This is a genomic window from Pantoea sp. JK (genome assembly GCF_026130245.1).
Classification (GTDB): Bacteria; Pseudomonadota; Gammaproteobacteria; order Enterobacterales; family Enterobacteriaceae; genus Pantoea; species Pantoea trifolii.
Map to the genome: position 1 here is coordinate 34,286 of NZ_JAINFN010000010.1, position 25,463 is coordinate 59,748.

General features: G+C 54.9%; 23 protein-coding genes. 13 read left to right on the forward strand and 10 right to left on the reverse strand.

What is annotated here, in order from left to right; all coding sequences use genetic code 11:
- Positions 1-119 precede the first annotated feature (119 nt).
- Entirely contained in the window at positions 120-1,199 is a 1,080-nt protein-coding gene (locus tag PanJK_RS19585) for a FecCD family ABC transporter permease (RefSeq protein WP_154181553.1), read from the forward strand.
- Positions 1,199-1,984 carry an ABC transporter ATP-binding protein gene (locus tag PanJK_RS19590; protein WP_008104987.1) on the forward strand — a complete coding sequence of 262 codons (786 nt, stop codon included), beginning with the start codon at positions 1,199-1,201 and terminating at the stop codon, positions 1,982-1,984. Before PanJK_RS19585 ends, PanJK_RS19590 begins: the two co-directional genes overlap by 1 nt.
- A gap of 170 nt (positions 1,985-2,154) precedes the next feature.
- Here the strand turns inward: PanJK_RS19590 and fghA are convergent, their stop codons facing one another.
- The 3 genes from fghA to ptrR form a co-directional block, all read right to left on the reverse strand.
- Positions 2,155-2,997 carry an S-formylglutathione hydrolase gene (fghA, locus tag PanJK_RS19595; RefSeq protein WP_265302253.1) on the reverse strand — a complete coding sequence of 281 codons (843 nt, stop codon included), beginning with the start codon at positions 2,995-2,997 and terminating at the stop codon, positions 2,155-2,157.
- Between the two features lie 12 nt (positions 2,998-3,009).
- The gene (locus tag PanJK_RS19600; RefSeq protein ID WP_265302255.1) at positions 3,010-4,134 is read right to left on the reverse strand and encodes an S-(hydroxymethyl)glutathione dehydrogenase/class III alcohol dehydrogenase; all 1,125 of its coding nucleotides are present in this window, start codon (positions 4,132-4,134) and stop codon (positions 3,010-3,012) included.
- A gap of 66 nt (positions 4,135-4,200) precedes the next feature.
- Positions 4,201-5,112 (reverse strand): putrescine utilization regulator PtrR, encoded by a 912-nt coding sequence (ptrR, locus tag PanJK_RS19605; protein ID WP_101763711.1) that lies wholly within the window; start codon positions 5,110-5,112, stop codon positions 4,201-4,203.
- Between the two features lie 99 nt (positions 5,113-5,211).
- Here ptrR and PanJK_RS19610 point away from each other — a divergent pair, with 99 nt between their 5' ends.
- From PanJK_RS19610 to mglC, 7 genes are all read left to right on the forward strand, one after another.
- Complete coding sequence (locus PanJK_RS19610; RefSeq protein ID WP_265302258.1) at positions 5,212-6,339, forward strand: MFS transporter; 1,128 nt, start codon at positions 5,212-5,214, stop codon at positions 6,337-6,339.
- Positions 6,340-6,456: 117 nt separating this feature from the next.
- The gene (gene folE / locus PanJK_RS19615) at positions 6,457-7,122 is read left to right on the forward strand and encodes a GTP cyclohydrolase I FolE (RefSeq protein WP_008104975.1); all 666 of its coding nucleotides are present in this window, start codon (positions 6,457-6,459) and stop codon (positions 7,120-7,122) included.
- Between the two features lie 53 nt (positions 7,123-7,175).
- The gene (gene yeiB / locus PanJK_RS19620; protein ID WP_265302261.1) at positions 7,176-8,336 is read left to right on the forward strand and encodes a DUF418 domain-containing protein YeiB; all 1,161 of its coding nucleotides are present in this window, start codon (positions 7,176-7,178) and stop codon (positions 8,334-8,336) included.
- Positions 8,337-8,478: 142 nt separating this feature from the next.
- A complete protein-coding gene (galS, locus tag PanJK_RS19625; protein WP_256696907.1) occupies positions 8,479-9,519 on the forward strand; it encodes an HTH-type transcriptional regulator GalS in 1,041 nt (346 codons plus the stop codon).
- 302 nt (positions 9,520-9,821) lie between these two features.
- On the forward strand, positions 9,822-10,817 hold the full coding sequence (gene mglB, locus PanJK_RS19630) for a galactose/glucose ABC transporter substrate-binding protein MglB (protein ID WP_256696906.1): 996 nt from the start codon (positions 9,822-9,824) through the stop codon (positions 10,815-10,817).
- A 70-nt stretch (positions 10,818-10,887) separates the two neighbouring features.
- Positions 10,888-12,408, forward strand: a complete 1,521-nt coding sequence (mglA, locus tag PanJK_RS19635) for a galactose/methyl galactoside ABC transporter ATP-binding protein MglA (RefSeq protein ID WP_008104954.1) — start codon at positions 10,888-10,890, stop codon at positions 12,406-12,408.
- A gap of 18 nt (positions 12,409-12,426) precedes the next feature.
- Positions 12,427-13,437, forward strand: a complete 1,011-nt coding sequence (gene mglC / locus PanJK_RS19640) for a galactose/methyl galactoside ABC transporter permease MglC (RefSeq protein WP_007889502.1) — start codon at positions 12,427-12,429, stop codon at positions 13,435-13,437.
- Positions 13,438-13,530: 93 nt separating this feature from the next.
- Here the strand turns inward: mglC and sanA are convergent, their stop codons facing one another.
- From sanA to PanJK_RS19665, 5 genes are all read right to left on the reverse strand, one after another.
- A complete protein-coding gene (sanA, locus tag PanJK_RS19645) occupies positions 13,531-14,250 on the reverse strand; it encodes an outer membrane permeability protein SanA (protein ID WP_008104952.1) in 720 nt (239 codons plus the stop codon).
- Between the two features lie 134 nt (positions 14,251-14,384).
- Positions 14,385-16,082, reverse strand: a complete 1,698-nt coding sequence (locus tag PanJK_RS19650) for an NAD-dependent malic enzyme (protein WP_256696905.1) — start codon at positions 16,080-16,082, stop codon at positions 14,385-14,387.
- Between the two features lie 160 nt (positions 16,083-16,242).
- Positions 16,243-17,139, reverse strand: coding sequence for a cytidine deaminase (cdd, locus tag PanJK_RS19655; RefSeq protein WP_256696904.1), 897 nt, complete (start codon positions 17,137-17,139; stop codon positions 16,243-16,245).
- Positions 17,140-17,263: 124 nt separating this feature from the next.
- Positions 17,264-17,956: a CidB/LrgB family autolysis modulator gene (locus PanJK_RS19660; RefSeq protein ID WP_265302269.1), complete on the reverse strand. Its 693-nt coding sequence runs from the start codon at positions 17,954-17,956 to the stop codon at positions 17,264-17,266.
- Complete coding sequence (locus tag PanJK_RS19665) at positions 17,949-18,332, reverse strand: CidA/LrgA family protein (protein WP_265302271.1); 384 nt, start codon at positions 18,330-18,332, stop codon at positions 17,949-17,951. The genes PanJK_RS19660 and PanJK_RS19665 overlap by 8 nt, the downstream gene beginning before the upstream one ends.
- Positions 18,333-18,485: 153 nt before the next feature.
- Between PanJK_RS19665 and PanJK_RS19670 the strand changes: the two genes are divergently transcribed.
- Complete coding sequence (locus PanJK_RS19670) at positions 18,486-18,842, forward strand: endonuclease domain-containing protein (RefSeq protein ID WP_256696900.1); 357 nt, start codon at positions 18,486-18,488, stop codon at positions 18,840-18,842.
- 222 nt (positions 18,843-19,064) lie between these two features.
- On the opposite strand, the gene metG is transcribed toward PanJK_RS19670, so the two are convergent.
- Positions 19,065-21,098, reverse strand: a complete 2,034-nt coding sequence (metG, locus tag PanJK_RS19675; protein WP_256696899.1) for a methionine--tRNA ligase — start codon at positions 21,096-21,098, stop codon at positions 19,065-19,067.
- Between the two features lie 284 nt (positions 21,099-21,382).
- On the opposite strand from metG, the gene apbC reads away from it, so the two are divergent.
- Positions 21,383-22,495 carry an iron-sulfur cluster carrier protein ApbC gene (gene apbC / locus PanJK_RS19680; RefSeq protein ID WP_265302275.1) on the forward strand — a complete coding sequence of 371 codons (1,113 nt, stop codon included), beginning with the start codon at positions 21,383-21,385 and terminating at the stop codon, positions 22,493-22,495.
- Here the strand turns inward: apbC and PanJK_RS19685 are convergent.
- Positions 22,492-22,944, reverse strand: a complete 453-nt coding sequence (locus PanJK_RS19685; protein ID WP_256696897.1) for a GNAT family N-acetyltransferase — start codon at positions 22,942-22,944, stop codon at positions 22,492-22,494. The two genes, apbC and PanJK_RS19685, sit on opposite strands and share 4 nt — an antisense overlap.
- 316 nt (positions 22,945-23,260) lie before the next feature.
- Between PanJK_RS19685 and ahpC the strand changes: the two genes are divergently transcribed.
- Both ahpC and ahpF read left to right on the forward strand, forming a co-directional pair.
- Positions 23,261-23,824 carry an alkyl hydroperoxide reductase subunit C gene (ahpC, locus tag PanJK_RS19690; RefSeq protein ID WP_007889514.1) on the forward strand — a complete coding sequence of 188 codons (564 nt, stop codon included), beginning with the start codon at positions 23,261-23,263 and terminating at the stop codon, positions 23,822-23,824.
- A gap of 67 nt (positions 23,825-23,891) precedes the next feature.
- Positions 23,892-25,460, forward strand: coding sequence for an alkyl hydroperoxide reductase subunit F (gene ahpF / locus PanJK_RS19695; protein ID WP_265302277.1), 1,569 nt, complete (start codon positions 23,892-23,894; stop codon positions 25,458-25,460).
- Positions 25,461-25,463: the final 3 nt, after the last annotated feature.

Here is a 25,463-nt window from a genome sequence, read left to right on the forward strand (position 1 = left end):
GAAAGTGCGCAATTATGCGCACTTTTTTTTGGATTTTGTTACTCAGATTGAATTGATAATTATTATCACCTGCACTATTGTGGCTGCCGTTATGATTTCGACAAGAAACGGGTAGAACAATGCGTACCACCGACGCCACGCTGCTGGCGGAAAACGGCCTCGAAACCGATACCATCACACATTATCGTCAGGTATTGCGCCAGCGACTGTTGTTAATTGGCGTGCTGGTGCTGGCGATACTGGCCTCAGTGATTCTGGATTTCACGCTCGGCCCGGCTGGGCTCTCCCTCGATACCTTATGGCAAACGCTGACCCATCCCGATGCGGTCGATGCGGGTACGCGCGTGATTGTCTGGGATATCCGTTTACCTTACGCCTTGATGGCGGTGGTGGTGGGCTTCTCGCTTGGCCTTGCCGGTGCAGAGATGCAAACCATTCTGAATAACCCCCTTGCCAGCCCGTTTACGCTCGGCGTCTCGTCAGCGGCGGCCTTTGGTGCGGCGCTGGCGATCATTCTCGGCATCGGCATTCCGGGCGTACCGGATCAGTGGTTTATCTCCGCCAACGCCTTTGTGTTTGCGCTGTTTGCCGCCTTGATGCTGGATGGCGTGACGCGCTGGACCAAAGTCTCAACCTCTGGCGTGGTGCTGTTTGGTATCGCGCTGGTGTTCACCTTCAACGCATTAGTGTCGATGATGCAGTTCATCGCCAGCGAAGATACCTTGCAGGGCTTGGTGTTCTGGACCATGGGCAGTCTCGCACGCGCGTCGTGGGAAAAGCTCGGCGTATTAACCGCCGCCTTTGCCATCCTGATTCCGTTCTCGATGCTCAGCAGCTGGAAGCTGACCGCGCTGCGCCTCGGCGAAGATCGCGCGGTGAGCTTTGGTATCGACGTGCGCCGTCTGCGCCTGGCGACACTGCTGCGCATCAGTATTCTCTCCGCGCTGGCGGTGGCCTTTGTCGGTCCGATTGGCTTTATCGGTCTGGTCGCGCCGCATATTGCACGCATGATGTTTGGTGAAGATCACCGCTATTACCTGCCAGCCAGCGCGCTGGTCGGTGCGCTGGTGCTGTCGCTGGCCTCGGTGGCGTCGAAAAACCTGATTCCCGGCGTGATCATTCCGGTGGGGATTGTGACGTCGCTGGTCGGCGTGCCGTTCTTCCTCAGCATTATTCTGCGTCATCGGGGGACGGTGTAATGGAACAGGGATTACGTCTGAGTCATTTCTCCGCCGGTTACCCGAAGCGCAAGGTGATTGAAGATCTTAACGTGCCGGAACTGCCGCAGGGCAAAATCACCGTGTTGCTCGGCCCCAACGGCTGCGGCAAATCAACGCTGCTGCGCGCGCTGGCTGGTCTCGGCAAAGGGCAGGGCGAGCTGTGGCTGAACGGTGAAGAGCTGATGGGCCAGCCGTTTGCGCGTCGGGCGCAGCGTGTGGTTTATCTACCGCAAAGTCTGCCAGCGGGCGTGCATTTGCATGTGCTGGAGTCGATTATCGTGGCGCAGCGCGCGTCGGGTGGCTTACACAGCGCCTCGAGCGAAGCGGAGATCATGCATCTGCTCGAGCAACTCGGCATCGCGCATTTAGCCATGCGCTATCTCGATCAGCTGTCGGGCGGACAGAAGCAGTTGGTTGGCCTGGCGCAATCGCTGATTCGTCGCCCGGAACTGCTGCTGCTGGATGAACCGCTCAGCGCGCTGGACCTCAACTACCAGTTCCACGTGATGGATCTGGTACGTCGTGAAACCCGACTGCGCAATATTGTGACGGTGGTGGTGGTGCACGATATCAACATTGCGCTGCGTCATGCGGATCACGCGCTGATGCTGAAGGATGGCAATCTACTGGCGGACGGCGAGCCATCGCAGGTGATTACGCCAGAGACGCTGGCGCAGGTGTATGGCGTGCGCGGCCGTATTGAGCACTGCTCACGCGGCATGCCGCAGGTGATGATCGACGGGCTGGCGGAGACGTTGGTTTAGCTAAGTAGGTGCATGCTGTCCCCCAGATGGTGCACGCTGTCCCCCATCCCGGCCTTCCCCCATAAATGGGGGAAGGAGACGCTGCCACATGCAGCTTCAATACTCATATATGGCAGCATCTTCCTCCTCCATTTATGGGGGAGGACCGAGGAGGGGGACAGCCAGCACAATTACACCAACAAATGCTTCGCGTGGAAACGCAGATGGTCTTCCACGAAGCTGGCGATAAAGAAATAGCTATGGTCGTAACCCGGCTGAATGCGTAACTCCAGCGGGAAACCTTGCTCACGCGCCACTTCTTCCAGTCGCTCTGGACGCAGTTGATCGGCGAGGAACTGGTCGCTATCCCCTTGATCAATCAGAATCGGCAAGCGCTGTTCCACGTCACGCATCAACAGGCAGCTATCCCATTCACGCCACGTCTGACGATCTTCACCCAGATAAGCGGCAAAGGCCTTCTGGCCCCACGGCACTTCGGTCGGATTGACGATCGGCGCGAAAGCCGAAGCAGACGCAAAACGCCCGCCGAGACGCAGTGCCAGCACCAGCGCACCGTGTCCGCCCATCGAATGCCCCATCACCGACTGACGATCGCTCAGCTTAAAGTTATCCGCCACCAGCTCCGGCAACTCGCTGCTGAGGTAATCGAACATGCGGAAGTTCGCCGCCCACGGCTGCTGCGTGGCGTTGAGGTAGAAACCTGCGCCCTGGCCGAGATCGTAACCGCTGTCGTTCGCCACCTCGTCACCGCGCGGGCTGGTGTCCGGCATAATCAGCACCAAACCCAGCTCCGCAGCAACGCGCTGTGCACCGGCTTTAGTCGTGAAGTTCTCATCGCTGCAGGTCAACCCAGCGAGAAACCACACCACCGGCGGCGGTGCGTCACTCTGCGGCGGCGGCAGAAAAATGCTGAAGGTCATCGGACAGTTCAGCACCGCCGACTGATGACGCCAGCGCTGCTGCCAGCCACCAAAGATGCGATGCTCTTCTAACAGCTCCAAAGTGGAAGCCATAACGTCTCCTGATTACTTAGTAAAGTGCACCACCGTACGGATTGATTTCCCTTCATGCATCAGATCAAAGGCGTCGTTAATCTCTTCCAGCGGCAGGTTGTGGGTGATGAAATCGTTCAGGGCGAATTTACCGTCGAGGTAATCCTGCACGATACCCGGCAGCTGTGAACGGCCTTTCACGCCACCAAACGCGGAACCACGCCATACGCGACCGGTCACCAGCTGGAATGGACGGGTAGAAATCTCCTGGCCCGCGCCAGCCACGCCGATGATCACCGATTCGCCCCAACCTTTGTGGCAGCACTCCAGCGCCGAACGCATCACGTTGACGTTTCCGATGCACTCGAAGGAGAAGTCGACGCCACCGTCGGTGAGTTCAACGATCACATCCTGAATCGGCTTATCGTGATCTTTCGGGTTGATCAGATCGGTTGCACCCAGTTTGCGCGCCAGATCGAATTTACTGGTGTTGAGATCGATACCAATGATGCGGCCGGCTTTCGCCATTTTCGCGCCAATGATCGCTGACAAACCAATGCCGCCGAGGCCGAAGATCGCCACGGTATCGCCTTCTTTCACTTTAGCGGTATTCATCACCGCGCCCATGCCGGTGGTGACGCCGCAGCCCAGCAGGCACACTTCTTCCAGTGGCGCTTCTTTGCTAATCACCGCCAGCGAGATTTCCGGAACCACGGTGTATTCAGAGAAAGTTGAAGTGCCCATGTAGTGGAAAATCGGCTTACCGTCTTTGAAGAAGCGGGTGGTGCCGTCTGGCATCAAACCTTTGCCCTGGGTGGCACGAATCGCCTGACACAGGTTGGTTATGCCAGAGAGACAGAACTTACATTTGCCGCATTCTGGGGTGTAAAGCGGAATCACGTGGTCGCCGACAGCCACGCTGGTCACGCCTTCACCAACCGCTTCCACCACGCCGCCACCTTCGTGGCCGAGTATCGCCGGGAATACGCCTTCCGGATCTTGTCCAGACAAGGTGTAAGCATCGGTGTGGCACACGCCGGTGGCCACGATGCGCACCAGCACTTCACCTTTTTGCGGTGGCATCAGATCCACTTCTTCGATTTTCAGCGGTTCGCCAGCTGCCCAGGCAACGGCGGCGCGGGTTTTAATCATGTTCATGCAATCCCTCTTCCTGTAGATGCGGGACAAAAGCCCCGATGGTCGTGATGTCGATAAAACAGAAACTCACTCGGCAACGTGCAGCGGATGCCGCAACTCGTCGTTAACCGGGCGATCGTCAAACAGTTCAATAATCAAATACTTCAGCGCTTCCACGTTGGGGGTAAACGCATCGCGTCGCCACATTAGCCAGGTGGCGGTATCGCGGTAAGCGGGCGGTAACGCATGTTCCTGCACGCGTGCGCGCGCTGGCATTTGCGCCAGCACCGAGGCGGGAATCATCGCCACGCCCGCGCCACCGGCCACGCACGCTACCATCGCGTGATAGGACTGAATCTCCATCACGCTGCTCGGCGCGGTCTGGCTTTCGCGATACCAGGCTTCCAGCTTGGTGCGGTAGGAACAGCTATTGCGGAAAGCAAACAGCGTGTCGCCTTGTACATCGCGCGCGCTGGCAATCGGCGCATGTTCCGGGCTGGTGATCAGCACCATCTGCTCGTTAAAGGCAATACAGCCGTTGAGATCGTCGTGCGCCACCGGGCCATCCACCAGCGCGGCGGCCAGCGTACCTTCACGCACCTTGTCGATGATTTCACCGGAGGTATTGGTGATCAGCGACAGCTCCACAGCCGGAAAACGCTGGTGATAGGCCGCCAATAGCGCGGGCAGCCGCGTCGCGGCGGTGCTCTCCATCGAACCAAGTGCGAAATTACCGCCCGGCTCACCGGCGCGCGCCATATTCAGCGCTTCATCGCTCAGCGCCAGGATGCGCTGCGCATAGTTAAGGAAATTGTGGCCCATTGGCGACAAACGAATGCGTTGCTTCTCACGAATAAACAGATCAACGCCAATTTCATCTTCCAGCTGGCGCAGACGCGTGGTGAGATTGGAAGGTACGCGATGGAGTTGCTCGGCGGCACGCGCCAGCGAACCGGATTCGGCGACGGAGCAAAACATGCGGAGCTGTACTAAATCCATATTCTCTTCTCGTAAACAACTTGGTTAGTATTATTCACTTTCCGTGAGTTTAAACGTCATGCATGCTAGTGACAAGTGATAAAACATCCTGAGGTCGGTATGGCGTTTCGTGTCGCGCTGAGCGCGTTCTTAAGTTTAGTGGTTGCAATGGGGATTGGGCGATTTGCTTTCACGCCGCAGGTTCCGCTGATGATTCATGACCATCAACTGACGCTCACCAGCGCCAGTCTGGTGGCAGCACTCAACTATCTCGGTTATCTGTTTGGCTCTTTTGATGCGATGCGTGCGCGCAAACGCGTCGAGTGGCGCTTACAGGCGGGCGTGTGGGGCGCGGTGATATTAACGCTGCTGTCGGCCTGCGTTAGCGGTCCGTGGTTACATGGCCTGATTCGTTTCCTGATTGGCTGGGCCAGCGGCTGGGCCATGGTGTTGCTGGCGGCATGGGCCAGCGATCAGCTGCATCATCATGGTCGTCCAGGCTTGCTGGCAGCGGTGTTTGCCGGCCCCGGCACCGGCATCTTTATCAGCGGCATGCTGGCCGTAGCGCTGCATGCCAGCGGCGTCAGCGCCGCCTTTGCGTGGGCGGCGTATGGTTTGCTGGCGCTGTTGTTGATTGCCGCGATTGCACGTTTTCTGCCGCGTACCGGCCAATTGCACCGTCCCGATCAAGCCGCATCGCCGCTGGTGCTGAATGGCGATCTCAAGCGCTTGGTAATGAGCTACAGCCTTGCCGGATTTGGCTACATTCTGCCCGCCACCTTTCTGTCGCAAATGGCGGCGGCGCGTTTTCCTGACAGCGCCTTTGCCCAGTTTGTCTGGCCGGTGTTTGGCGGCGCGGCGGTGATCGGCATCGTGTTGGGCATCCTGACGCGTCGCTGGGGCAGCAGCCATGCGCGTTTAGCAATGGTGCTGTGGGCGCAGGCATTGGGCGTTATCGCCGCGATTGTGCTGCCAGGTTTAAACGGTCTGATGCTGGGCGCCGCACTGATTGGCGGCGGCTTCCTGTGCGTGGTGCAACTGACGCTGCAATATGGTCGTGAGCTGGCACCGCAGCATGCGCGCTATCTTGCCGGTTTGCTCACCACCGGATATGCGGTTGGGCAGCTGGCCGGTCCGCTGCTGTCGTGGATTTCCAGCATGCTGTGGCATCAACTGGAACCGGCGCTGTGGGTGGCGGGCGCCAGTTTAATCGTTGCCGGGATGCTGGTTTTACGTCGCCGCACGTGATGAAAAGCTTATCGGAATGATTACTGGATTAAGGGCGCGGAGTATTTCACAATACGCGCTCAGAATTTCCCCCGTGGGCGAAGACCCGCGGGCGCATCACCTGCCGGAGAAGAGTAAATGAGTATCTTAAGTCAGGAAGCCGCCCTGGTTCACGAAGCGCTGTTGGCGCGTGGTCTGGAAACGCCGTTACGCGCCCCGGTGCGTGAAATGGATGACGACGCACGTAAACGCGAAATTGCCGGCCACATGACGCAAATCATGCAGTTGCTGAACCTGGATCTGGAAGATGACAGCCTGATGGAGACGCCGCACCGCATCGCCAAGATGTATGTGGATGAGATTTTCTCAGGTCTGGATTACGCCAACTTCCCGAAAATCACCGTCATCGAAAACAAGATGAAAGTGGATGAGATGGTCACCGTGCGCGATATCACGCTGACCAGCACCTGCGAACACCACTTTGTGATTATCGATGGCAAAGCCACCGTGGCGTATATCCCGAAAGAGAAAGTGATCGGCCTGTCGAAAATCAACCGTATCGTGCAGTTCTTCGCCCAGCGTCCGCAGGTGCAAGAGCGCCTGACGCAGCAAGTGCTGGTGGCGCTACAAACGCTGCTGGGCACCAATAACGTTGCGGTATCGATTGATGCGGTGCATTACTGCGTGAAAGCGCGTGGCGTGAAAGATGCCACCAGCGCCACCACTACCACCTCGCTGGGCGGCTTGTTCAAATCCAGCCAGAACACGCGCCAGGAATTTTTACGCGCAGTTCGCCACAGCTAATCTGTTTGGGCGACAGCGTGTCGCCCGATTTCCTCTCTCCGTCAGGGCACTCGATGCAACGCTATCTCGCGCTGGATTTCATTCGTGGTTGCGCCATTCTCGGCATCTTGCTGCTAAACATCGTCGGCTTTGCGTTGCCCTCGGCAGCTTATCTCAATCCGGCGTGGCGCGGCGAGGCTTCAATGTCTGATGCCTGGACATGGGCGATCATGGATGGCCTGGCGCAGCTGAAATTCCTCACGCTGTTTGCCTTACTGTTTGGTGCTGGCCTTTACATGCAGGCACCGCGCGGCAGCCGCTGGATGTCGGCGCGTTTGACGCTGCTGGTGCTGCTCGGTTTCATTCACGGCATCTTTTTCTGGGAAGGCGATATCCTGCTGGATTACGGCCTGATTGGGCTGATTATCTGGCGCATGCTGCGTGATGTGCCGTCCGACCGCGCGCTGTTACAAACCGGCGCATTACTCTATTTGGTCGGCTGTGGCGTGTTGGTGGTATTCGGCTTAATTTCCAGCCCCAATCCAACGAATTCCTGGCTGCCGGGCGCGGCGGAGCTGCAATATGAAAGCTACTGGAAACTGCTCGGCGGTTGGGAAGCGGTGCAGAATCGGCTGGATCACCTGTCATCCGGCTTAATGGCGCTGGCGTCACAATATGGCTGGCAGCTGGCGGGATTGATGCTGATTGGTGCGGCATTGATGCGCAGCGGCTGGCTGAGCGGGCAATTCAGCGTGGAGCATTATCGCCGTGCGGCGGCGCTGCTGCTCACTATCGGCTGGCTGATCGCCATTCCCGGCATCGCCGCGCAGTGGATGATTGGCTGGGAATTCCGCTGGACCGGTTTCTTCCTACAGGTGCCGCGCGATCTTGCCAGCCCGTTTATCAGCCTCGGTTATGCCGCACTTTGTCTGGGATTCTGGCCGCACATTGCGTCATCGCGCATCAGTTACGCCATTCAATGCGTTGGCCGCATGGCATTGAGCAATTACCTGTTACAGACGCTGATTTGCACCACGCTGTTCTACCGTTTCAACCTGTTCCTCAAGTTTGACCGCCTGCAGCTGCTGGCCTTTGTACCGGCTATCTGGCTGGTTAATATCCTGTTTTCCGTGCTGTGGCTGCGCGTCTTCCCGCAGGGGCCAATGGAGTGGATCTGGCGCAAACTGACGCGTCTTGCTGCTGGAAAATCTGACCCTTCCTCCTCGCTCAGATAATGATGTTCATCACAAAGGTTGCAGAATTGTATGTAACCGTTTTCATTGATGTGACGTGATTCACGTAGTCGTGCCAGATGCCCTGACAGAATAGCGCCGTTACGCGCTTGTCGCGCATTTTCAGCCTTTGTGGAACAGCTGCATGATAACGATTCGTGATGTCGCCCGTCAGGCCGGTGTGTCAGTAGCCACCGTGTCACGTGTGCTCAATAACAGCAGTGCAGTCACCGCCGATACCCGTGAAGCCGTGCTGGCCGCCGTTGAAGCGTTAGGCTATCGCCCGAACGCCAACGCGCAGGCGTTGGCCACGCAAATCAGTGACACCATTGGCGTGGTGGTGATGGATGTTTCCGATCCCTTCTTTGGCGCGCTGGTGAAAGCGGTCGATACCGTGGCGCAGCGCGTGCATAAACACGTGTTAATCAGTAACTCCTGGCATCAGGAAGAGAAAGAACGTCACGCAATTGAGGTGCTGATACGTCAACGTTGCAACGCATTGGTGGTGCACGCGAAAACGCTTTCAGACGCTGAACTGACGCAGTTTATGGATCAGGTTCCGGGTATGGTCTTGATTAACCGTACAATTCCCGGTTATGAACACCGCTGCGTCTGCCTGGATAATGTCACCGGTGCTCAGGTAGCGACGCGCATGTTGTTACAACAGGGACATCAACGCATTGGCTTCCTCAGCTCCAGTCATCCGATTGAGGATGTGACGCAACGACGCGAAGGCTGGCTGCAGGCCTTGTCAGAGCAGGGAATTCGCCCGCAGGAGTCATGGATTGCGCATGCTGAACCTGACATGCAAGGCGGCGAAGCAGCGATGGTGGAATTACTTGGCCGTAACTTACATTTAACAGCGGTGTTTTCCTACAATGACGGCATGGCAGCGGGTGCATTGACCGCTTTAAAGGACAACGGCATCCAGGTTCCACAGCATTTCTCTGTCATTGGCTTTGATGACATTCCCATCTCACGTTACACCGATCCACAGTTAACTACGGTCCGTTATCCTATTGTTTCTATGGCAAAACTTGCCACTGAGCTGGCGCTGAAAGGTGCTGTTGGTGAGCTGGATATCAATGCATCACACTGCTTTATGCCCACGCTGGTACGTCGCCATTCTGTCGCCCAGCGGCAAATTGTGGAGTCGGTCACTAATTCAGGCGATAGCTCAGTGTAACCGTTTCCAATCTGTGATTGCATTCACAGTTAATTAACATGCCGCTCACTATGATGGCAGCGTCTTACCGGACTGAAACATCATGTAACGCTGAGAAATCCACTTCCCAGCCGGTTTCAGTAGCCGATTGAAATAGTTCACAACACTCTTCAGGAAGCGTTTACCTACAGGGAAGTCAGGATTGCGATGGTGGCCCGGCTTTGCGTTACGCGTCCGCCCATTATCAGGTTTACAACCGACGGCGCTGTTTGCCCGCAGGCACATAGCGCAATGAAATGCCCTACATAAAAACCGGAGATACCATGAATAAGAAGGTTTTCACGCTCACAGCACTGGTTGCCAGCATGATGTTTGGTGCAACTGCGCACGCCGCCGATACCCGCATTGGCGTGACGATTTACAAATACGACGACAACTTCATGTCGATGGTGCGTAAGGACATTGAGAAAGAAGCGAAATCATTGGGCGGCATTCAGCTGCTGATGAACGACTCACAGAACGACCAGTCCAAACAGAACGACCAGATTGACGTGCTGATGGCTAAAGGCGTGAAAGCGCTGGCTATCAACCTGGTGGATCCGGCTGCTGCGGCAGTGGTGATTGATAAAGCGCGCGGCAATGACGTGCCGGTGGTGTTCTTCAATAAAGAACCTAACGCCAAAGTGCTGGCCAGCTATCCGAAAGCCTACTACGTCGGTACCGATTCTAAAGAGTCAGGCATTATCCAGGGTCAGCTGATTGAGAAGCACTGGAAAGCTACGCCAGCGTGGGATCTGAACAAAGACGGTACGATTCAGTTTGTGCTGCTGAAAGGCGAGCCGGGCCATCCGGATGCTGAAGCGCGTACCAAATACGTGATCGATACCCTGAACAAAGACGGTCTGAAAACGCAGCAGCTGGCGATGGATACCGCGATGTGGGACACCGCACAGGCAAAAGACAAAGTTGACGCCTGGCTCTCTGGCCCGAACGCCGACAAGATTGAAGTGATTATCGCCAACAACGATGCGATGGCAATGGGTGCGGTTGAAGCGCTGAAAGCGCACAACAAAACCAGCATTCCAGTGTTCGGTGTCGATGCACTGCCAGAAGCGCTGGCGCTGGTGAAATCAGGCGCACTGGCCGGTACCGTGCTGAACGATGCGGAAAACCAGGCGAAAGCGACGCTGGATATTGCTAACAATCTGGCCAATGGCAAAGAGCCAACCGCTGGCACCAACTTCAAGATGGACAACAAAATCGTACGTGTTCCTTACGTACCAGTAGATAAAGAAAATCTGTCGCAGTTTGTGAAGTAATTCATCCTGGGCGCGGCATTTCGCCGCGCCTTATTGCATCTGACCAACGCTTTATTTAGCCAGGTAAATTATGGCCAGTGAGAATCCGACCACACAGCGTGAATATCTGCTGGAGATGACGAATGTCTCTAAATCATTTCCAGGGGTTAAAGCCTTAGATAATGTGAATTTAAAAGTGCGGCCGCACTCCGTTCATGCATTAATGGGAGAAAACGGCGCCGGGAAATCTACATTATTAAAATGTCTGTTTGGGATTTATAAAAAGGATACGGGGAGCATCCTGTTTCAGGGTGAAGAAATTGATTATAAGAGCTCCAAAGAGGCGCTGGAAAATGGCGTTTCCATGGTGCATCAGGAATTAAACCTGGTTCTGCAACGCAACGTCATGGATAACATGTGGCTTGGCCGTTATCCACGTAAAGGCGTATTTGTTGATCAGGATAAAATGTATCGCGATACCAAAGCGATCTTTGATGAATTAGATATTGATATCGATCCGCGCGATAAAGTCGCCACCTTATCTGTCTCGCAGATGCAGATGATCGAAATCGCCAAAGCTTTTTCCTATGACGCGAAGATTGTCATTATGGATGAGCCGACATCATCGCTGACCGAAAAAGAAGTGAATCACTTGTTCACGATTATTCGTAAGCTGAAAGATCGCGGCTGCGGCATTGTCTATATCTCGCACAAGATGGAAGAGATATTCCAGCTGTGCGATGAGATCACCATTTTGCGTGATGGGCAGTGGATCGCCACTCAGCCGCTGGAAGGGCTGGATATGGACAAGATCATCTCGATGATGGTTGGCCGTTCATTGAACCAGCGTTTCCCGGACAAAACCAACGTGCCGGGGGAAACCATTCTTGAGGTGCGTCATTTAACCTCACTGCGTCAGCCTTCAATTCGTGATATCTCGTTCGATCTGCGTAAAGGTGAAATTCTGGGTATTGCCGGTTTGGTGGGCGCCAAACGCACCGACATCGTCGAAACCTTGTTTGGGATTCGCGAAAAGTCGGGCGGCACGATTAAATTGCACGGTAAGGCGATTAATAACCACAGTGCCAACGAAGCCATTAACCACGGTTTTGCGCTGGTGACGGAAGAGCGTCGTTCCACCGGTATTTATGCGTATCTGGATATTGGCTTTAACTCGCTTATCTCCAATATTAAAAAGTATAAATCCAGCATGGGGCTGCTCGATAATAAACGCATGAAAAGCGATACCCAATGGGTGATTGATTCGATGCGAGTGAAAACGCCGGGTCATCATACGCAAATTGGTTCGCTTTCCGGTGGTAACCAACAAAAAGTGATCATTGGTCGCTGGTTATTAACGCAGCCGGAAATATTGATGCTGGATGAACCAACGCGCGGGATTGATGTGGGCGCGAAATTCGAAATCTACCAACTTATTGCTGAGTTGGCGAAGAAAGAGAAGGGCATCATTATTATCTCTTCTGAAATGCCAGAACTGTTGGGTATTACCGATCGTATTTTAGTGATGAGTAATGGCCAGGTAGCAGGCATTGTTGATACCAAAACGACCTCGCAGAATGAAATCCTGCGTTTAGCGTCATTACACCTTTAATGAAGCAAGGGCTTTAACATGAAAGCGACTACTAAAAAGAATGCGCTAACCTGGTTAAAAGAGGGCGGCATTTACGTTGTCCTGTTTGTACTGCTGGCAATTATTATTTTCCAGGATCCAACGTTCTTAAGTTTAATGAACCTGAGTAACATTCTGACCCAATCCTCGGTGCGTATTATTATCGCATTGGGCGTGGCCGGTTTGATTGTCACTCAAGGTACGGACCTTTCAGCGGGTCGTCAGGTAGGTTTAGCGGCGGTGGTGGCAGCAACGCTGCTGCAGGCGATGGATAACGCGAACAAGGTGTTCCCGCATCTGGACACCGTGCCAATCCCGGTAGTTATCCTGACCGTGTGCATCATCGGCGGCGTGATTGGTCTGGTAAACGGTGTGATCATTGCTTACCTCAAGGTAACGCCATTTATCACCACCCTGGGCACCATGATCATCGTTTACGGCATCAACTCACTCTATTACGACTTTGTGGGGGCATCGCCGATTGCCGGTTTCGATCCTGGCTTCTCCAAATTTGCTCAGGGCTTCCTGCGTTTCGGTGACTTCAAACTGTCGTTTATCACCTTCTACGCCGTGATTGCCATCGTATTTGTTTGGGTGCTGTGGAATAAAACCCGTTTCGGCCGCAACATCTTCGCTATCGGTGGTAACCCGGAAGCGGCGAAAGTGTCTGGCGTAAACGTACCGTTCAACCTGATTCTGGTGTATGCATTGTCAGGCGTGTTCTACGCGTTCGGCGGGATGCTGGAAGCGGGCCGTATCGGCAGCGCTACCAACAACCTCGGCTTTATGTATGAGCTGGATGCGATTGCGGCTTGTGTGGTCGGCGGAGTGTCGTTTGCCGGTGGCGTGGGTTCTGTAGCGGGCGTGGTGACCGGTGTCATCATTTTTACCGTCATCAACTACGGCTTGACCTACATCGGCGTCAACCCTTACTGGCAGTACATCATCAAGGGCGGCATCATCATCTTCGCTGTGGCGCTGGATTCACTGAAGTACGCACGTAAAAAATAAGACATCACACAACAAACAAAGGGCCGCGCAATACGGCCCTTTTACATTGGTGGTCGCCATAAATGGCGACCCTACAAAATGCACCGCTACCACTTACTTCTGCAGTTTCTCTTCCAGCTCCAGCAACTGCTCTGGCGTTACTGCCGGATAACTCTGCGCATCTTCCGGCACTTCATGCACCGCAGGAATCGGCACTAGCGGGCCGAGGAAACGCGGCTCGCGCTTCATCAAATACAAATCCGCCAGCGCACCCAAACGTGCACCCACTTCACGGAAACGCACCGACAACATGTTTTTCGGCGATGGCACCGCATAACACTGCGCCTGAATCCCCAGATGCTGCGCGATGTACAGCGCGCGTTCGCAGTGGAAGCGCTGGGTAATGATGATGAAATCGTTGGTATCGAACACTTTGCGCGTGCGCACAATCGAATCCAGCGTGCGGAAGCCAGCGTAATCCAGCACGATGTCCGACGGCGCGACGCCCGCTTTAATCAAATCGCGGCGCATGGTCATCGGTTCGTTATAGCTTTGCTGCGCATTATCACCGCTCAGCAGCAGGTAATTGACCTTGCCGCTGTTATAAGCGTTCAACGCGCCCTGAATGCGATAGAGGTAATACTGATTGATCACGCCCGTGCGGTAGTACTTCGCCGTGCCCAAGACCACGCCGACCTGACGATGTGGCAACGAGGTGACATCTTCATATATAAAGGGCGCGGTTTTCCAGCTGATCCAGCGATCCAGGCCGAGCGCGGTCGCCACCATCAGTAAGATGATGAAAAACAGACCAAAGAAAACGCGTTTAATCATGCGCGCGGGCACTCGGTTGGCAGAATTCAGAATGGATAAAGGCTACTTGAGGCGGGCGGGGGAAGCAAGTAAACGCCCGTTGGCTGACGTTTTTTTAAACGTTGCCGGATCTAAATGATCCGGCAACGGATTTATCAGATCGAAGTACGGCGATAGTTACGATACTGTGGCAGCCAGAAGTTGTTGCTGACGGCTTTCGACAGCACATCTTCCGAGGTCACCACCGCCACACCAGCCAGCTGCGCGGCTTTGCCCACTTCAATGGCAATCAGCTTGGACACGCCTTGTATATCTTTGATCTCCGGCAGAACCGGACCTTCGCCATCGTTAACCAGCGGTGAGCAGTCGGCCAGTGCGCGGCTGGCGGTCATCAGCATCGAATCCGTCACGCGACTGGCGCCCGCAGCGATCACACCCAAACCGATGCCAGGGAAGATATAGGAGTTGTTGCACTGGGCGATTGGATAGGTTTTCCCTTTCCAGGTGACCGGCGAGAACGGGCTGCCGGTGGCTACCAGCGCGGCACCGTCGGTCCAGGCGATGATGTCGGCTGGTGTTGCTTCCACGCGTGACGTTGGGTTCGACAGCGGCATAACGATCGGACGCTTGGTGTGCTTGTGCATCTCGCGGATGATCTCTTCGGTGAACAGGCCAGGTTGACCTGATACGCCGATCAGAATATCCGGCTTGGCGTTGCGCACCACGTCGAGCAGAGAAATTGAATCGCTATCGGTATCCCAATCTTTCAGGCTCTCGCTCTTCTGCACCAGCTTGCTCTGGAAATTGAGTAGGTTCGGCAGTTTGTCGGTCAGCAGACCGAAGCGATCGACCATCATCACGCGGCCACGCGCTTCATCATCGCTCAAACCTTCCGACTTCATCTGCGCGATGATTTGCTCGGCGATACCACAACCGGCAGAACCGGCACCGAGGAACACCACTTTCTGCTCGCACAGGCGGCTGCCCGCAGCGCGGCTGGCGGCGATCAGCGTGCCGACGGTCACTGCGGCGGTGCCCTGAATATCGTCGTTGAAGCAGCAGATCTCATCGCGATAGCGCTCCAGCAGCGGCATGGCGTTTTTCTGCGCGAAGTCTTCGAACTGCAACAGCACGTTCGGCCAGCGACGGTTGACTGCCTGGATGAACTCGTTAACAAACTCTTCGTACTCTTCGCCCGTGATGCGCGGATGACGCCAGCCCATGTAGAGCGGATCGTTCAGCAACTGTTGGTTGTTGGTGCCAACATCCAGCACCACCGGCAAGGTGTAAGCCGGGCTGATGCCGCCACACGCGGTATACAGCGACAGCTTACCGATTGGGATGCCCATGCCGCCGATACCCAAATCGCCGAGACCAAGAATACGTTCGCCATCGGTCACCACGATCACTTTTACATTCTGCTTAGTGGCGTTCTGCAGCATGTCTTCAATGCGATCGCGGTTGTTATAAGAGATGAACACGCCGCGCGCGCGACGGTAGATTTCAGAGAAGTGTTCACAGGCCGCGCCGACCGTTGGGGTGTAGATAATCGGCATCATCTCTTCCAGATGATTGTCGAGCAGGCGGTAGAACAGGGTTTCGTTGGTGTCCTGGATGTTGCGCAGATAGACATGCTTGTCGTTGTTGTTTTTGAAATCCAGGAACTGGCGCCAGGCACGTTCTGCCTGCTCTTCGATGGTTTCTACCGCTTCCGGTAGCAGACCGTTGAGGTTAAATTCGTTACGTTCTTCGAGGGTGAAGGCGCTGCCTTTATTCAACAGCGGAAATTCCAGCAGGATCGGACCCGCATAAGGAATATACAGCGGGCGTTTACTTTCGTAGTCGAGTTCCATGCAGTGCTTGCTCCGGTTGCAGTGTTTTCTGACGTATCGCCGGGAAAAGGTCACGCCAGTCCATCTTGAAGTGAAGAGGTTCTGGCGCCCGATCCTATGAAAATTCCTGCAGATGTACAGCTTTTGTTAACAGAAGGTCACAAAAGCGGTAAAAGGATCACTAAACTGATGTTTTCGAAACTAAAGTAAGTGAGAAATCCTCACATCCCAACGCCTTAAGCGTCGCGCGAGTCGCATCCAACTGACTCAGCGTGCTCTCCTGACATTCTGCCAAAACGGCTTGCTGAATAGTCTCCAGCGCTTCGTTGCTCATGTTCATCAAAATCAGTGCGGCCTGCAGCGGCGGCAAGCTTGGGTTGAAGGCGGCGTTTTCCGCATAGCGACCGGTAAAGACCTTGCCGCTCAGGCTGCGCAGCGCCACGCCGCTGTAACTCTGGCTATAAGGGGCGTGACTGTGATTGGCGGCAGTAATGGCAGCCTGTTGCAACGCATCACCTTGAACGGCAAAACCATGATCGATCGGCGTCAGCAGACGTTCAGTGATGTTCAGATCGGCTGGACCAAACGCATCCGGCAAATAGTCGCCCAGCGTGCTAACCGCGCGTCCAGGCAGGCTGATGCGAATCGCCGTGCCGCTGTTCAGCTCGTTCATAAACTGACGACAATGTCCGCACGGCGTGTAGTTGACGGTAATCGCTGCCAGTTTCTCTTCACCGCGCAGCCAGGCATGCGTAATGGCACTTTGCTCGGCGTGCACCGTCTGCTGTAGCGGCGTGTGCAGGAACTCCATGTTGGCGCCGAAATACCAGTGGCCGCTGACGCCGCGCGAGATCGCGCCGACATTAAAATTTGATACGGTTGCCACCGCGCAGCTCGCCGCCAGCGGCAGCAGTTCCAGCGCCAGCGCATCATCATCCAGACCGGTAAGCTGTTTCAGTTGCGCGACATCCTGCGGACGCAATACGCCGTGAAAATCCGGCGCATCGAGCAGCGGCTGAATTGCAGCTTGCAGCGCAGTGGGCAGGGCAGAAAAAGCAGTAAGGAATCGTGAATGCATGATGTGATGGCCTCAGTTACGCGTTAACGGCGATGCGCCGCCAGAGGTTTTATATGTGATCCAAGTCGCTCTGACAATGCAAGCTGATTGGGTTGTTTCAACTTTGCGAGATCTCTCGCAAGTTTCAGCCCCACCAATGCATTAATAGCGGAAAAAGGAAGGGTGCCAGTAACGAAGTGATGATGCCGCAAATCACCAAAGCTAGTGAGCTGAAGGCACCTTCCTGATAATCAATCTCGGCGGCGCGCGCGGTGCCTAATGCGTGCGAAGCGTTTCCAATCGCCAATCCGCGCGAAGATTTGTTTTTTACTTTAAACAGATTAAGCAGCATATGGCCAAACACCGCGCCCAGCACACCGGCGATCAGCACGCAAATAGCGCTGATGGCGGGAATACCGTGCAGCGAGGCGGAGACCGCCATCGCAATCGGCGTGGTGACGGATTTCGGCATGATGGTGGCGGCGATTTCCGGCGTTGCGCCCATCCACAGCGCAATCGCGGTGCCTGACACCATCGCCGTGATGCTGCCGATGAAACAGACGCTGATAATGGTTTTCCAGCGCGCGCGAATCTGATGCATCTGCTCATACAGCGGCAACGCCAGCGCGACAACCGCCGGTTGCAGCAACTGATTGAGCAGGCTGCTGCCGGCAAAATAGCGCGTGTAAGGCAGATTGGTGAGCAGCAGAATCGGAATGACAATCGTCATCGCCACCAGCAATGGATTGACGATGGAGATATTGATTTTCGCCGCCAGTTTGCGCGCCAGAAAATAGGCGATTACGGTCAGCGGCAGCGACCACCATGCGTCAATCATTCGGCTTCTCCTGCGGGCGCTGCAAACGTTCTGCACTTAGACCGACAATCAGCAGCACCATAAAAGTACTGACAATGCACGACACCACAATCGGTCCAAACTGCGCGATGAGGATATCGGTATAGCCCATCACGCCGACGCTAATCGGCACAAACAGCAGCGCCATATAGCGAATCAGTAAATGGCATCCGGGTTTCACCCACTCAACCGGCATGATTTGCAGCGCCAGCAACAGGAACAGCAGCAGCATGCCGATGATGCTGCCAGGAATGGTTATCGGGAGCAGGGCAGAAATCCCCATTCCGGCGTAAAGCGCCGCATAGATGATGGCGAAGGCGCGCACATAGCGCCAACAAGCAGAGAGAACGGCAGGCATGTCAGGCTCCTGTTTTCGTAGCGCTTTATCATACGCATTAAGCGATTAGCGTGCTAGCGATCACATTGGAATGCAGATTCCAGCTTTTTCATCGCGATCTTTTATTCCTTTAAACATGACGTAGGGTAAGCCGATAGCGTGAAAGTGAGGGCGATGATGAAAGCGATTACGCGTCAGCGACAACTGCGTCAGGCGATGCCAGAAGCGGAGCATCTATTATGGCGTTTTTTGCGTAACCGGAATTTATGCGGCGTGAAGTTTCGGCGTCAGCATCCGATTGGATGTTATATCGTGGATTTCGCCTGTATTGAAAGGCTGCTGATCGTTGAGCTGGATGGCGGACAACATAATGAAGATGAAGCGAAAATTTATGATCAACGAAGAACGGATTATTTACAGCGCGGTGGCTGGAGAGTGATTAGATTCTGGAATCATCAGGTTTTCGAAGAGTTTGATGCGGTGATGGAGGAGATATATCGGCAGTTGTTGCTGCCTGGGCCCTCACCCTAGCCCTCTCCCGCAAGCGGGCGAGGGAATGATTAGGTGGAGCAGGTTTGCAAAAAGTAGAATCAAGATTAAATGACCGCACTGAGCGGTTCCCTCTCCCGCAAGCGGGCGAGGGAATGATTAGGTGGAGCAGGTTTGCAAAAAGTAGAATGAAGATTAAATGACCGCACTGAGCGGTTCCCTCTCCCGCACGCGGGAGAGGGCTAGGGTGAGGGCAAAAATCCCTTACTTAACCGGCATACCCGGCACTGCACCGCTATCGACGGACAACACAAACAGGTCTTTGCCGCCTGGACCCGCTGACAGCACCATGCCTTCTGAAATGCCGAAGCGCATTTTACGCGGCGCGAGGTTAGCCACGATGATGGTCATCTTGCCGACCAGCACGGACGGATCCGGATAGGCTGCGCGAATGCCAGAGAAAATCTGACGCTTCTCGCCACCCAAATCCAGCTCCAGACGCAGCAGCTTGTCGGAACCGTCAACCAGCTCAGCTTTTTCGATCAGCGCCACGCGCATATCGACCTTGGCGAAATCATCGATGGTGATGGTGTCGCCAATCGGCGCATCGGCCAGCGGACCGGTTGCTGCAGGTTTGTTCGCCGCCGCCGCGTCTTCTTTCGAAGCCTCAACCAGCGCGTCAACTTTGGTCATCTCGATACGGCCATACAGCGCTTTGAACGGTGCCACTTCATGATCCAGCAGCGGTTGGGCAATCGCATCCCAGCTCAGTTCGCTCTGCAGGAAGGCTTCGGTGCGTTCGGTCAGTGATGGCAGCACCGGCTTCAGCCAGGTCATCAATACGCGGAACAGGTTGATACCCATTGAGCAGATCGCTTGCAGGTCGGCATCGCGGCCTTCTTGCTTCGCCACCACCCAAGGTGCCTGCTCATCGACATAGCGGTTCGCCAGATCGGCCAGCGCCATGATTTCACGGATCGCGCGGTTATATTCGCGGCTGGCCCAGGCTTCGCCAATCTTCTCAGAGGCATCAACAAAGGTCTGATACAGTGCCGGATCGGCCAGTTCGCTCGCCAGCTTGCCGCCAAAGCGTTTGGTCAGGAAGCCCGCATTACGCGACGCCAGGTTCACCACTTTGTTCACCACGTCTGCATTCACGCGCTGCACGAAATCTTCCAGATTCAGGTCGATATCGTCGATGCGCGAAGAGAGCTTGGCCGCGTAGTAATAACGCAGGCTGTCGGCATCCAGATGCTGCAACCAGGTGCTGGCTTTAATAAAGGTACCGCGCGATTTGGACATCTTCGCGCCGTTCACCGTCACATAACCGTGTACGAACAGGTTGGTTGGCTTGCGGAAGTTGCTACCTTCCAGCATCGCCGGCCAGAACAGGCTGTGGAAATAGACGATGTCTTTACCGATGAAGTGATACAACTCGGTGGTGGAATCTTTCTTCCAGAACTCGTCGAAATCGAGATCGCCGCGCTTGTCGCACAGATTTTTGAACGAACCCATGTAACCGATTGGCGCATCCAGCCAGACGTAAAAGTATTTGCCCGGCGCGCCAGGAATTTCGAAGCCAAAGTAAGGCGCATCGCGGGAGATATCCCACTGCTGCAAGCCCGACTCAAACCACTCCTGCATCTTGTTCGCCACCTGCTCTTGCAGCGCGCCTGAACGCGTCCACGCCTGCAGCATCGCGCTGAAAGAAGGGAGATCAAAGAAGAAGTGCTCGGAATCACGCAGCACCGGCGTCGCGCCTGAAACCACCGATTTCGGGTCGATCAGCTCGGTCGGGCTATAGGTCGCGCTGCACACTTCGCAGTTATCGCCATACTGATCCGGTGACTTACATTTCGGGCAGGTGCCTTTCACGAAACGGTCCGGCAGGAACATGCCTTTTTCAGGATCGTACAGCTGCGAGATGGTGCGGTTCTTGATGAAGCCGTTCTCTTTCAGACGACCATAAATCAACTCAGACAGCTGGCGATTTTCGTCGCCGTGCGTCGAGTGATAGTTGTCATAGCTGATGTTGAAGCCAGCGAAATCGGTCTCGTGCTCCTGCTTCATCTCCGCGATCATCTGCTCCGGCGCGATGCCCAGCTGCTGCGCTTTCAGCATAATTGGCGTGCCGTGGGCGTCGTCTGCACAGATGAAGTGAACCTGGTTGCCACGCATTCGCTGGTAACGGACCCAAATGTCAGCCTGAATGTGTTCAAGCATGTGACCGAGATGGATTGAACCGTTTGCGTACGGCAGCGCGCACGTTACCAGAATTTTTTTAGCGACTATAGTCATGATTGCGTAGCGTTCCATTGATGAAAAAGCGGGTTTCCCCGTCATACTTCGCGTTGCAGGCGCGTTGTCTTCTCTCGCTCACCCAAATCACTTACTTGAGTAAGCTCATTGGGATTCTCTCGTTTGCCGCCTTCCTGCAACACGAATTATTTAGGGGAATGATGGTAACCGAAGCACCCTCTGGCGTAAACACAGCAGCACACCCCCATCACTTTTAGCGCCTATCTGATACTATTGAACAGACACCGCCGCAATCTGGCGTGAAGAATAAACAAGGAGAGGGGATGACTTCACAATCCCAGCAACATCATTCACCTGAAGCGCTGCGAGCATTGGTTATCGGCGTGCTAAGTGACTTTGAACATCCGACGCTGCAACACAACCTGACCACGCTGAAAGCGCTGCGCCACGTCGCGCTGCTGGATGACAAGCTGCATATCGAACTGATGATGCCGTTCGCGTGGGCCAGCGCCTTTGAAGAGCTGAAAGCGCAAACCAGCGCCGAGCTGCTGCGCCTGACCGATGCCAGCGCCATTGATTGGCGGCTGCGTCATGACATCGCCACGCTGAAGCGGGTGAAAAATCATCCGGGCGCGACCGGTGTGAAGAACATCATCGCCGTCAGTTCAGGCAAAGGTGGCGTGGGTAAATCCAGCACCGCGGTGAATATGGCGCTGGCGCTGATCGCCGAAGGGGCGCGCGTGGGGATTCTCGATGCGGATATTTACGGCCCGTCGATTCCGAACATGCTCGGTACCGAAAATCAGCGTCCAACCTCGCCAGATGGCACGCATATGGCGCCGATCATGGCGCACGGTCTGGCAACCAATTCGATTGGTTATCTGGTCACCGACGACAACGCCATGGTGTGGCGTGGTCCGATGGCGAGCAAAGCCCTGATGCAACTGCTTAATGAAACCATGTGGCCGGATCTGGATTATCTGATCCTCGATATGCCGCCGGGCACCGGCGATATTCAGCTGACGCTGGCGCAAAACGTGCCGGTGACCGGCGCGTTAGTGGTCACCACGCCACAAGACATCGCCTTGATTGATGCGCGTAAAGGGATGGTAATGTTCGAGAAAGTCAACGTGCCGGTGTTGGGCGTGGTCGAGAACATGAGCATGCACATCTGCAGCCAATGCGGACATCACGAGCCGATATTCGGCACCGGCGGTGCGCAGAAGCTGGTGGAAGATTACAACACGCGTTTGCTGGCACAACTGCCGCTGCACATTACGCTGCGTGAAGATCTGGATGATGGCGAACCCACCGTGGTGCGCCGTCCGGAGAGTGATTTCACCGCGCTCTATCGCCAGCTGGCGGGGCGTGTGGCGGCTCAGCTCTATTGGCAGGGAGAAATCATCCCTGGCGATATCGCCTTCCGCGCCGTTTAACGGCCTCCATTTCCGCTGGCGCGTTTCGCCAGCGGAAAATGCATCAGCACATATTTTCCCTGCTCGCTCTCGCCAACCGCTTCACGCCGCCAGCCGTGTTTGAGATAGAAATCCATTGCCGCCTGATTCTGTTGCAGGCATTTCAATGCGCCAGTCGAGCTAAATCGCGACTGCACTTTTTCTAACAACGCGCTGCCCACACCTTTTCCCTGTGCGTTTGGATCGACGTACAGACTATGCAGGAAGTTGTCATTATCCAGCACCGCCGCAAACCCCACGCGATGTCCGTCCAGCTCAGCAACCAGCACGGTTTCGCCCAAAATCACAGCATCGAAATCTTCTAACTGCCAATCTTCGCCATCCAGCCACGTCCAGTTATGGCGTCGCGCGGCAAGATAGAGCGTGCGCAGAAAAGGCCGATCGGTTTCCTCAAATAAACGTATATCCACTTAAGCACTCCATTCGCACGATTATTTGACGCTTTTGCCAGGTCACCATAAATGGTGACCCTACGAAAATGACTCTGCTCTCCGTAGGGTCGCCATTTATGGTGACCTGTTCGTATTCCTAAAAATAGCAGCAGCGAGACGAAAAGATAAAGCCTGTTTAATCAGAGCTTTTTCTGTGTAGAATGCCCGCGCGAGCCGCATGAAATCAGGTGTCGGCGCTTTGATAGCTTTTGGTTATCTAATTGATAACGTCTGCATATTAGAAGTTGGCCCGAAAATTCTGTAGCCTGCATCACATCTTTTAACGGAGGTCACCATGTCCATCATTAATACCAAGATCAAACCATTTAAAAACGCAGCGTTCAAAAACGGCGAATTCATCGAAGTCACCGAGAAAGACGTTGAAGGTAAATGGAGTGTTTTCTTCTTCTACCCGGCTGACTTCACCTTCGTATGCCCAACCGAACTGGGTGACGTTGCAGACCATCACGAAGAGTTCCAGAAACTGGGTGTAGATATCTACTCTGTTTCTACTGACACGCACTTTACCCACAAAGCCTGGCACGGTTCTTCAGACACCATCGCGAAAATCAAATACGCGATGATCGGTGACCCAACTGGCGCGCTGACCCGTAACTTCGAAATCATGCGCGAAGACGAAGGTCTGGCAGATCGCGGTACCTTCATCGTTGATCCGGAAGGCATCATCCAGGCGATCGAAATCACTGCAGAAGGCATTGGCCGTGACGCATCTGACCTGATCCGCAAAGTGAAAGCAGCTCAGTACGTTGCTTCTCACCCAGGTGAAGTCTGCCCGGCCAAATGGAAAGAAGGCGAAGCCACTCTGGCTCCATCACTGGACCTGGTTGGCAAAATCTAAGTTAGCTGCCATTCGATCTTTCTCTATCGGGTGCTACGGCACCCGATTTTCATGACAGGAACTCACTATGCTCGACACCAATTTAAAAACCCAACTCAAGGCTTACCTTGAGAAACTAACGAAACCGGTTGAGTTGATTGCCACATTGGATGATGGCGCCAAATCCGCAGAGATTCGCTCTCTGTTGGCTGATATCGCGGGCTTGTCAGACAAAGTCAGCTTCCGTGAAGAGAACGATCGTCCGGTTCGTAAACCCTCTTTCCTGATCACTAACCCAGGCAGCCAGAGCGGTCCGCGCTTTGCCGGTTCGCCAATGGGCCACGAATTTACGTCACTGGTTTTAGCCTTGCTGCAAACCGGTGGACACCCGTCGAAAGAAGCGCAGAGCCTGCTGGATCAGGTTGTGGCTTTGGAAGGCGACTTCCACTTCGAAACTTATTACTCGCTGTCATGCCACAACTGTCCTGACGTGGTACAGGCGCTGAACCTGATGGCGGTACTCAACCCGCGCATCAGCCATACCGCGATCGACGGCGGTATGTTCCAGAACGAAATCACCGAGCGCAACGTGATGGGCGTGCCAGCGGTGTTCCTCAACGGCAAAGAGTTTGGTCAGGGCCGTCTGAGCCTGGCGGAAATCGTCGGTAAAGTGGACACCAACGCAGAGAAGCGTGCGGCAGAAGAGCTGAACAAGCGTGATGCCTATGAAGTGCTGATCGTCGGCAGTGGCCCGGCGGGCGCGGCTGCGGCCATCTACTCTGCCCGTAAAGGCATCCGTACTGGCCTGATGGGCGAGCGTTTTGGCGGTCAGGTGCTGGACACCGTAGACATCGAAAACTACATCTCGGTACCGAAAACCGAAGGCGCGAAGCTGGCCGGTTCTCTGCGCGCTCACGTGGATGATTATGACGTCGATGTGATTGATACCCAGAGCGCCATCAAGCTGATTCCAGCGGCAAAAGAGGGCGGTCTGCACGCGATTGAAACCGCCTCTGGCGCGGTACTGAAATCACGCAGCATCATCATTGCCACCGGCGCACGCTGGCGCAATATGGGCGTACCGGGCGAAGAGCAGTATCGCACCAAGGGTGTAACCTACTGCCCGCACTGCGATGGTCCGCTGTTTAAAGGCAAACGCACCGCAGTGATCGGCGGCGGTAACTCCGGCGTGGAAGCGGCTATTGATTTGGCCGGCATTGTTGAACACGTGACGCTGCTGGAATTCGCCAGCGAAATGCGCGCCGATAAAGTGCTGCAGGACAAACTGCGCAGCCTGAAAAACGTTGATGTGATTCTGAACGCACAGACCACTGAAGTGAAAGGCGATGGCAGCAAAGTCACCAGCCTGACTTACATCGACCGTAACAACCAGACTAGCCACGAAATCGTGCTGAGCGGCATCTTCGTGCAGATTGGTTTGCTGCCGAACACCACCTTCCTTGAAGGTGCGGTAGAGCGCAACAAAATGGGCGAAATCATCATTGATGCCAAGTGCGAAACCAGCCTGAAAGGCGTATTCGCCGCAGGCGACTGCACCACGGTGCCGTACAAGCAGATCATCATCGCCAGCGGTGAAGGCGCGAAAGCCTCACTCAGCGCCTTTGATTATCTGATTCGCACCAAACCGGCTGAATAAATT

Excerpts from the sequence above, each read along its gene's own strand:
- PanJK_RS19585 (WP_154181553.1), top strand. The coding sequence starts at position 120 with ATGCGTACCACCGACGCCACGCTGCTGGCGGAAAACGGCCTCGAAACC.
- PanJK_RS19590 (WP_008104987.1), top strand. The coding sequence starts at position 1,199 with ATGGAACAGGGATTACGTCTGAGTCATTTCTCCGCCGGTTACCCGAAG.
- fghA (WP_265302253.1), bottom strand. The coding sequence starts at position 2,997 with ATGGCTTCCACTTTGGAGCTGTTAGAAGAGCATCGCATCTTTGGTGGC.
- PanJK_RS19600 (WP_265302255.1), bottom strand. The coding sequence starts at position 4,134 with ATGAACATGATTAAAACCCGCGCCGCCGTTGCCTGGGCAGCTGGCGAA.
- ptrR (WP_101763711.1), bottom strand. The coding sequence starts at position 5,112 with ATGGATTTAGTACAGCTCCGCATGTTTTGCTCCGTCGCCGAATCCGGT.
- PanJK_RS19610 (WP_265302258.1), top strand. The coding sequence starts at position 5,212 with ATGGCGTTTCGTGTCGCGCTGAGCGCGTTCTTAAGTTTAGTGGTTGCA.
- folE (WP_008104975.1), top strand. The coding sequence starts at position 6,457 with ATGAGTATCTTAAGTCAGGAAGCCGCCCTGGTTCACGAAGCGCTGTTG.
- yeiB (WP_265302261.1), top strand. The coding sequence starts at position 7,176 with ATGCAACGCTATCTCGCGCTGGATTTCATTCGTGGTTGCGCCATTCTC.
- galS (WP_256696907.1), top strand. The coding sequence starts at position 8,479 with ATGATAACGATTCGTGATGTCGCCCGTCAGGCCGGTGTGTCAGTAGCC.
- mglB (WP_256696906.1), top strand. The coding sequence starts at position 9,822 with ATGAATAAGAAGGTTTTCACGCTCACAGCACTGGTTGCCAGCATGATG.
- mglA (WP_008104954.1), top strand. The coding sequence starts at position 10,888 with ATGGCCAGTGAGAATCCGACCACACAGCGTGAATATCTGCTGGAGATG.
- mglC (WP_007889502.1), top strand. The coding sequence starts at position 12,427 with ATGAAAGCGACTACTAAAAAGAATGCGCTAACCTGGTTAAAAGAGGGC.
- sanA (WP_008104952.1), bottom strand. The coding sequence starts at position 14,250 with ATGATTAAACGCGTTTTCTTTGGTCTGTTTTTCATCATCTTACTGATG.
- PanJK_RS19650 (WP_256696905.1), bottom strand. The coding sequence starts at position 16,082 with ATGGAACTCGACTACGAAAGTAAACGCCCGCTGTATATTCCTTATGCG.
- cdd (WP_256696904.1), bottom strand. The coding sequence starts at position 17,139 with ATGCATTCACGATTCCTTACTGCTTTTTCTGCCCTGCCCACTGCGCTG.
- PanJK_RS19660 (WP_265302269.1), bottom strand. The coding sequence starts at position 17,956 with ATGATTGACGCATGGTGGTCGCTGCCGCTGACCGTAATCGCCTATTTT.
- PanJK_RS19665 (WP_265302271.1), bottom strand. The coding sequence starts at position 18,332 with ATGCCTGCCGTTCTCTCTGCTTGTTGGCGCTATGTGCGCGCCTTCGCC.
- PanJK_RS19670 (WP_256696900.1), top strand. The coding sequence starts at position 18,486 with ATGATGAAAGCGATTACGCGTCAGCGACAACTGCGTCAGGCGATGCCA.
- metG (WP_256696899.1), bottom strand. The coding sequence starts at position 21,098 with ATGACTATAGTCGCTAAAAAAATTCTGGTAACGTGCGCGCTGCCGTAC.
- apbC (WP_265302275.1), top strand. The coding sequence starts at position 21,383 with ATGACTTCACAATCCCAGCAACATCATTCACCTGAAGCGCTGCGAGCA.
- ahpC (WP_007889514.1), top strand. The coding sequence starts at position 23,261 with ATGTCCATCATTAATACCAAGATCAAACCATTTAAAAACGCAGCGTTC.
- ahpF (WP_265302277.1), top strand. The coding sequence starts at position 23,892 with ATGCTCGACACCAATTTAAAAACCCAACTCAAGGCTTACCTTGAGAAA.